This is a genomic window from Sphingopyxis sp., assembly GCF_050725615.1.
GTDB lineage: Bacteria > Pseudomonadota > Alphaproteobacteria > Sphingomonadales > Sphingomonadaceae > Sphingopyxis.
The window spans coordinates 22,513-30,656 of record NZ_JBOHHU010000047.1 but is presented as its reverse complement, the minus strand read 5'-3'; the positions used below and the strand labels follow the sequence as shown (position 1 = coordinate 30,656).

Annotated in this window: 6 protein-coding genes; 5 read left to right on the top strand and 1 reads right to left on the bottom strand. The window is 67.3% G+C overall.

What is annotated here, in order from left to right; all coding sequences use genetic code 11:
* Window positions 1-3 precede the first annotated feature (3 nt).
* A complete protein-coding gene (locus ACREB7_RS12330) occupies window positions 4-795 on the bottom strand; it encodes an SDR family NAD(P)-dependent oxidoreductase (protein ID WP_431592570.1) in 792 nt (263 codons plus the stop codon).
* Window positions 796-842: 47 nt separating this feature from the next.
* Between ACREB7_RS12330 and pepN the strand changes: the two genes are divergently transcribed.
* The 5 genes from pepN (at window position 843) to ACREB7_RS12305 (ending at window position 8,141) form a co-directional block, all read left to right on the top strand.
* Window positions 843-3,437 carry an aminopeptidase N gene (gene pepN, locus ACREB7_RS12325; RefSeq protein WP_431592569.1) on the top strand — a complete coding sequence of 865 codons (2,595 nt, stop codon included), beginning with the start codon at window positions 843-845 and terminating at the stop codon, window positions 3,435-3,437.
* Window positions 3,438-3,573: 136 nt separating this feature from the next.
* Window positions 3,574-4,263: a ferritin-like domain-containing protein gene (locus ACREB7_RS12320; RefSeq protein WP_431592568.1), complete on the top strand. Its 690-nt coding sequence runs from the start codon at window positions 3,574-3,576 to the stop codon at window positions 4,261-4,263.
* An 80-nt stretch (window positions 4,264-4,343) separates the two neighbouring features.
* Window positions 4,344-4,733: a GtrA family protein gene (locus ACREB7_RS12315; RefSeq protein WP_431592567.1), complete on the top strand. Its 390-nt coding sequence runs from the start codon at window positions 4,344-4,346 to the stop codon at window positions 4,731-4,733.
* 1 nt (window position 4,734) lies between these two features.
* Window positions 4,735-5,889: a glycosyltransferase family 4 protein gene (locus ACREB7_RS12310; RefSeq protein WP_431592566.1), complete on the top strand. Its 1,155-nt coding sequence runs from the start codon at window positions 4,735-4,737 to the stop codon at window positions 5,887-5,889.
* A 95-nt stretch (window positions 5,890-5,984) separates the two neighbouring features.
* Window positions 5,985-8,141, top strand: a complete 2,157-nt coding sequence (locus ACREB7_RS12305; protein WP_431592565.1) for a S9 family peptidase — start codon at window positions 5,985-5,987, stop codon at window positions 8,139-8,141.
* The last annotated feature ends 3 nt before the right edge of the window (window positions 8,142-8,144 follow it).

Genomic DNA, 8,144 nt, shown 5'->3' with positions numbered 1-8,144 from the left:
CGGTTACAGACAGGCAGCCAACCCCTCGCGAAAGCTCGGATAGCGCGGCGTCCAGCCGAGCAGGCGTTTGGCCTTGCCGTTGGCGACGCGACGGTTCTCGGCATAGAAGGCGCGCGCCGCAGGGGACAGGCCGGCTTTGTCCAGCGTCTGCAGCGGCGGCAAGGGCGCATCGCGCATCGCGCAGCCCCATTCGACCAGCCGGTTCTGGTGGCAGGGTTCGTCGTCGGCGAGGTTGTAGACGCCCGCTGGCCCCCCGAACGAGGCGAGGACGCCGCCCGCGATGTCGTCGACATGGACGCGGCTGAAAACCTGATCGGGCAGGGCGATGCGGTGCGCGCGGCCTTCGCCGATGCGATCGAGGGTCGAGCGACCGGGGCCGTAGATGCCGGGGAGGCGAAACACCGACACGTCGCCGCGCAGCGCCTGCCAGGCGGCGTCGGCCGCGTTGCGGTCGGCCCGGCGGCCCCTGATCGGCGCGCTTTCGTCGACCCAGGCGCCGCCGCAGTCGCCGTAAACGCCGGTCGATGACAGATAGCCGACCCAGGTTGCGGGGGCGAGGGCGATCGCTTCGCCATAGACCTGCAAGACGGGATCGACGCCGTCGGCCGGCGGCACCGACGAGAGAATGTGCGTTGCGGTGCGCAACTTTTTGAGCACCAGATCCCTGTTTTCAAAGGCTATCGTGGCACCCTGACCCTCGCGTGTCGTACCCGCCACCTCCCAGCCGCGCGCTTCCAGCCGCCGCGCGACATGGCCCGCAGCATAGCCCATTCCCAAGATCAGCATCTCACCCATGCCGCACCTTATTGCGCAGGCTGCGGGCCAAGCCTAGACCCGCATCCATGACCGATGCCTCTTCGACGCCCGCCATCCCCGTCACCATCCACCGCGGCGATTATCGCCCGCCCGAATGGCAGGTCCCCGACGTGGCGCTCGATTTTGCGCTGGGCATCGACGAGACGAGGGTGTCGGCCAGCCTGTCGGTCGAGCGCCACAGCGACGCGCCCGCGCCGCTGACCCTGCGCGGCGACGCGATCACCCCCCTCGAAGTGCGGGTCGACGGCGCGGTTTGGAACGATTGGCGCATGCAGGGCAGCGATCTGGTCGTCGACCTGGGCGATCGCACCCGCGCGACCGTCGCGGTCGACACCGTCATCAATCCCGCCGGCAACAGCAATCTGATGGGCTTGTTCGCGTCGAACGGCATGCTCTGCACGCAATGCGAGGCCGAAGGGTTTCGCCGCATCACCTTCCACCCCGACCGCCCCGACGTGATGAGCCGGTACAAGGTCCGCATGGCGGGCGACAAGGCGCGCTTCCCGATCCTGTTGTCGAACGGCAATTGTGTCGAACAGGGCGAGGGTGCGGACGGCACGCATTGGGCGCTTTGGGAGGACCCTTGGCCGAAGCCCTCCTATCTCTTCGCGCTCGTCGCGGGCGACCTGGTGGTCAATCGCGACCGCTTCACGACGATGTCGAGGCGCGAGGTCGAGCTCGGCATCTGGGTGCGCGCGGGCGACGAGAGCCGCACCGGTCACGCGATGCAGGCGCTGAAGGACAGCATGGCGTGGGACGAGCGCGTCTATGGCCGCGAATATGATCTCGACCTGTTCAACATCGTCGCGGTCAGCGATTTCAACATGGGGGCGATGGAGAATAAGGGGCTCAACGTCTTCAACACCCGCTACATCCTCGCCGATGCCGACACCGCGACCGACATGGATTATGACGGGGTGCAGGGCGTCGTCGCGCATGAATATTTCCACAATTGGTCGGGCAACCGCGTCACCTGTCGCGACTGGTTTCAGCTCAGCCTGAAAGAGGGGTTCACCGTCTTTCGCGACCAGAGCTTTTCGGCCGACATGGGCTCCCCGCCGGTCAAGCGCATCGAGGACGTCCGCCTGCTCCGCGCCGCGCAATTTCCCGAGGATGCGGGGCCGCTCGCGCACCCGATCCGCCCCGACAGCTTTCAGGAAATCTCGAACTTCTACACCGCGACCATCTATAACAAAGGCGCGGAGATCATCCGGATGATGGCGACCTTGCTGGGCCCCGAGCGGTTTCGCGCCGGCACCGACCTTTATTTTGAGCGTCACGACGGCGAGGCCGCAACGTGCGAGGATTTTGTCCGCGCGATGGAGGAGGGCGGCGATATCGACCTGTCGCTGTTCCGCCGCTGGTACGAGCAAGCGGGAACGCCGCGGCTGACCCTGTCGCTGGTCGAGGACGCGGGCGAATGGGCGCTCGACGTGGCGCAGACGGTGCCGCCGACGCCCGGCCAGCCCGACAAGCAGCCGATGCTGATGCCGCTGCGCCTCGCGGCCTTTGCGATGGACGGCAGCGGGGCGGCGATGCCCGATATTTTGGTGACGCTGACCGGCGCCAGCCAGCGCGTGCCGCTCGGCGCCTTCGCCGCGCGGCCGGCCTTGTCGGTCAACCGCGGTTTTTCGGCGCCGGTGATCGTCGATTATGTCCGCGCCCCGGGCGAACTGGCCTGGCTCGCGGCGCATGATGACGATCCCTTCGCGCGCTATGAGGCGTTGCAGCAATTGATGCTCGACACGCTGGTTGCGGCGGTATCGGGCGAGGCTGTCGACCATCAGGCGGTGATCGACGCGGTCGCGGGAACGCTCGCGGGCCGCGCCGGCGATCCGGCCTTCGTCGCCGAAGCGGTGCTGCTGCCCAGCGAGGCCTTCATCGGCGACCAGATGGTGACGGTCGACCCCGATGCGATCCGCCGCGCGCGTCTGGCGTTGCAGGCGATGATCGGCCGTGCGCTTGAGGGCGAGTGGCGCGCGATCCTGTCGGGAACCTGTCCGCCCGCGACCGACCTCAGCCCCAAGGCAAAGGGCGGCCGCCGCCTGCGCGGTGTCGCGATCGCCTATCTCGCCGCGACCGGCATCGCCGACGTGCCGGGGCTGGTGTTCGGGCTCTTCTCGAACGCCGACGGCATGACCGAGCGGCAAGCCGCGCTCGCGACGCTGGCGCATGGCGACAGCGCGGAGCGGACCCATGCGCTCGATATCTTTTACCAGCGCTATCGCGACAATCCGCTGGTGCTCGACAAATGGTTCCAGGTGCAGGCCTGGTCGATGCGGCCCGACACGATCGACGCGGTGAAATCGCTGGCAGACCATCCGGACTTCACGCTGACGAACCCCAACCGTGTGCGCTCGCTCTATGGCGCGCTGACCGGCAATCAGGCGGCGTTCCACCAGCCCGACGGCGCGGGTTATCGATTGATCGCGGATCTGGTGATCGCGCTCGATCCCAGGAACCCGCAAACGGCGGCACGCATGATCCCGCCGCTCGGCCGCTGGAAACGCTTCGACGACAAGCGCGCGGCGATGATGAAGGCCGAACTGGAGCGCATATTGGCGCAGCCGGGCCTGTCGCGCGATACGACCGAACAGGCGAGCAAGAGCTTGATGGGGTGACGACGCCGGGCGCCGAAACGATGCGGCGGCCCAAAGCCGCCGCCGTCCTCGACCGGAACCGCGCCGATAGGCGCACGTAGTGCTTTGGCTGGGTTCGGCGGTCGTAGAGACCGATCGTGGGCCCATGGAGAAAAGCATGTTTGCCTGGGTCCGCAACCGTTATCTCGATGTGCTGGGGTCGATCTACCTCTATAACGAGCATCGCGGATACACCGCGATCGACCGCGTATTGGAGGCCGTTCGCGCCCGGTCGCCCGACGATGCGGGGCTGATCGCGGCGATCGAGGGACACCGGGCGGACGAGCGCAAGCATTATGTCATGTTCCGCCGCTGGTTCGAACAGCGCGGGACGATGCCGCTCGACGTCGACCGGACCTTTGGCCACATCGACCGGTTCGTCGAAATCATCTTTCGCACCCCCATCGACCGTCTCGATACCCAGGCGGTGATCGACCGCGACGAGCTGTTCGAACGGCTGTGCCGGGTGATCGCGCTGACCGAAAGGCGCGGTTATCGGCAGGTCGAAACGCTGCTCGCCAGCCGCCTGGTTCGCTCGGACCCGGTCTTGGTGAAAATCTTCCGGATCATCCGGAAGGACGAACCCAGCCATTGGGCGCCCTATGAAGATTGGCTGCTCGCGCATGGCAGGCGCGAACCGCGCTGGTGGGAGCGCGCGATCGACGGCTTCATTCATTCCGAACTGCTGATCCTCAAACTGCCGGCGCTGTTCCTGAACCCACGGACCCGGCGCCGCGCCGATTGGCCCGACGCGCAGGAACTGGAACGCGGTCCCCTTGCCCTGCAGCGATCGTCGACGGCGGCGTGAACGACCGGCCGACCCTCGGGAAGCCGGCTGTCGCGGTCCCCTCACCGGATCATGGCCGGCGGGGCCTGATCGCCCGGCTGATGACGCCGCGCGTCGGGGCGATGCTGCTGCGCAACACCGTCGTCAGCAGCTTCGTCTTCCTGCTCGGGCTGGTCCTGCTGTGGATGATGGTCCAATGGGCCGGGATGAATGCGGTGCTGGCGGCGGCGATCAGCTTCCTGATCGCCAATGGCTGTCACTACGCGCTCGGCCGGACGTGGATATTTCGCGGCACCGAGCGCGGGTTGCGGACCGGCTATATGCTCTTTCTGATCAATGCCGGGGTCGGCATGGCGATTACCGTCGCGCTGTTCGCGGCGCTGCTCGCTTTTACCGGCATCCATTATCTGGTGGCGCGCGTCATCGTCTCGGTCTTTGCGGGGCTGGCAATGTTCGTGCTGAATGCCGTGCTCAATTTTCGGCAGGTCTGACATGCGCATCGCGCTGTTTTCGGGCAATTACAATTATCTGCGCGAGGGCGCGAACCAGGCGCTGAACGCGCTGGTCGCCTATCTCGAGGACAAGGCAGGCTGCGACGTGCGCGTCTATTCGCCGGTGACCGCGACACCGGCCTTTGAGCCTGCGGGAACGCTGGTCCCGGTGCCGTCGATCACCCTGCCGGTGCGCAAGGAGTTTCAGCTTGCGCTGCGCCTGCCCGGGACGATCCGCCGCGACGTCGCGCATTTCGCGCCCGATATCGTGCATGTCTCGACCCCCGATATCCTCGGCACCCGGGCGCAGACCTTTGCCAAGAAATTGGGTGTCCCGATCCTTGCCAGCATGCACACGCATTTCGAGACCTATCTCGACTATTATGGTCTGGGCTGGGCGCGCCCGATGACCGAGGCGCATATTGCTCGCTTCTATCGGCGCAGCGACCATGTCGTCGCGCCGACGCCGACGCTGGTCGCCGACATGAAGCGGCTGCGCGGCGACGACCGTGCGAGCGTCTGGAGCCGGGGGATCGATCGCGAGCTGTTTTCTCCGGCGCGCCGCGATGTCGCCTGGCGGCGCGCGCAGGGCTTCGCCGACGAGAGCATCGTCGTCCTGTTCTTCGGGCGGCTGGTACTCGAAAAGGGCGCGGCCGTCTTCGTGGAGGTCCTGCGCGCCTTGCAGGGCCGCGCGCCGGTGCAGGCGCTCGTCGTCGGCGCGGGCCCCGCCGCCGCCGCCTTTGCGGCGCTGCCCGGCGCCGTCCTGACCGGCCATCTGGAGGGCGTCGATCTGGCGCGTGCGGTCGCCAGCGCCGATATCATGCTCGGCCCCAGCACCACCGAAACCTTTGGCAATGTCGTGCTCGAGGCGATGGCGTGCGGCGTGCCGGTGGTCAGCGCCGATGCGCCCAGCGCCCGCGCGCTGCTGATCGATGGCGACACCGGCCTGCTGTGCCCGGCGCGCGATGTCGGCGCTTATGCCGAGGCCATCCTGCGCCTGATCGACGCGCCCGATATACGGCGGGCGATGGGGGCAAGCGCGCGCCAGGCCAGCGCTGCCTATTCCTGGGATGCGGCGTCGGAAAGCGTGGCGAAGGTTTATCGCTCGCTGGTCGCGGGGGATGGCCTCGGCGCAGGCGTCTCGCGCCAGCCCTAGACGCGGGCACCTGCGGCTGGCATCTGCTATGCCCTTGCCGGGCGACGGGAAATAGCCGCATGGTCCGGTCACCGGAAAAGAAAGGCAGGGTTTCGATGCGCAAACTGGCAATTTTGGGCGCGAGCCTGTTGGTCCTGGCGCCGCAGCTGGCGGCGGCTCAGGAAACGGCTGCCGAGGAACAGACGGCACCCGCGGCCGCAGCGACAGCGCCCATGGCCGCCTCCGCCGCCGGCAGCGCGCGCACCGCGCCCGAGCGCCGCTTCACCGGCGCCGACCTGTTCGACCTGTCGATCGCCGCCGATCCGCAGATCAGCCCCGACGGGCGCTGGATCGCCTATGTTCGCCGCGCGAACGATATCATGTCCGACAAGGCGGTGAGCTCGATCTGGCTGATCGATACCCAGAGCGGCGAGGAAGTGCCGGTCGCGGGCCAGAATGGCGCGGCCTTCTCGCCGCGCTGGTCGGCCGACGGCAAGCGCCTCGCCTACGCCTCGACCGCCGGCGGCAGCGCCCAATTGTGGGTGCGCTGGATGAACGGGGGCGAGGCGGTACGGCTGACCGGACTGCCGACCAGCCCATCGAGCATCGCCTGGTCGCCCGACGGCAAGTCGATCGCCTATACGATGCTGGTCAAGGACGAGGGGCCGAAATTCGGTTCGGCGCCAGCGAACAAGCCCGAAGGCGCCGAATGGGCCAAGCCGCTCGAGGTTCACGACCTGCTCGCCTATCGCGCTGATGGCGAAGGCGAGCTTGAGCCGGGTTTCGAGAAGGTTTTTGTGGTCCCCGCGACCGGCGGATCGCCGCGTCAGCTGACCTTTGGTCCCTATCACGACGGCGGGCCGCTGAGCTGGTCGCGCGACGGGCGCACGCTCTATTTCGGGGCGAACCGCAAACCTGATTGGCAAAACGATCCGGTCGAGGGGGAGATTTACGGCCTCGACGTCGCGAGCGGCGCGGTGACGCAATTGACCGATCGCGACGGCCCCGACGGCAATCCGGTGGTGTCGCCGAATGGCCAGCTGATCGCCTATGTCGGGTTCGACGACAAATTGCGCGCTTATGAAAATGCGCAGCTTTATGTGATGAACCGCGACGGATCGGGGCGCCGCAGCCTGACCCAGAATTGGGACTATAGCGCCGATGCGATCCTGTGGGATGCCGACAATGGCGGCGTCTATGTCCAATATGACGATCGCGGCGAAACGAAGGTCGCGCGTATCGGGCTCGATGGATCGGTGCGTGGCGTCGCCAGCGGTCTGTCGGGTGGCGGGCTCGACCGGCCCTATACCGGCGGCAGCTTTTCGGTATCGGCGGGCGACGCGATCGCCTTCACCGGCGGCACCGCGACCCGCCCCGCCGAGGTGCAACTGGCGCGCGGCGGCAAGACCGTGATGCTGACCGACCTCAACCGCAGCCTGCGTGAGGTCAAGGCGCTTGGCGCGGTCCGCAAGATCACCACCGCGTCGAGTTTCGACGGCAAGGCGATCGACGGTTGGCTGACGCTGCCGCCGGGCTATGTCGAGGGCCAGCGCGTGCCGCTGATCCTCGAAATCCACGGCGGACCGTTCGCGGCCTATGGCGGGCATTTCTCGACCGACAACCAGCTCTATGCCGCGGCGGGCTATGCGGTGCTGTCGGCCAACCCGCGCGGGTCGACGAGCTATGGGGCCGCCTTCGCGAACGAGATCGACAAGGCCTATCCGGGCAATGACTATTTCGACCTGATCAGCATCGTCGATCGCGCGGTCGAGCTTGGCATCGCCGATCCCGACGCCTTGTTCGTCACCGGCGGGTCGGGCGGCGGGGTGCTGACGAGCTGGATCGTCGGCAAGACCCAGCGCTTCAAGGCGGCGGTGACGCAGAAGCCGGTGATCAACTGGACGACGCAGGCGCTCACCGCCGACGGCCCGGCCTTCTTCGGCCGCTACTGGCTCGGGGCGATGCCATGGGAAAAGCCCGAACTCTTCTGGGCGCGCTCGCCGCTGTCGCTCGTCGGCAATGTCGAGACCCCGACATTGGTCGTTGTCGGCAGCGAGGATTATCGCACCCCGGTCAGCGAGTCCGAGCAATATTACACCGCGCTGCGTCTGCGCGGGGTGCCGACCGCGCTGATCAAGGTGCCCGGCGCGAGCCATGGCGGCATCGCGGCGCGCCCGTCGCAATCGGCGGCGAAGGCGGCGGCGATCCTGGCGTGGTTCGAGAAGTACAAGAAAGGCTGGACGCGGCCGGCAGCGAGCCGCGACGGCGACTGATGC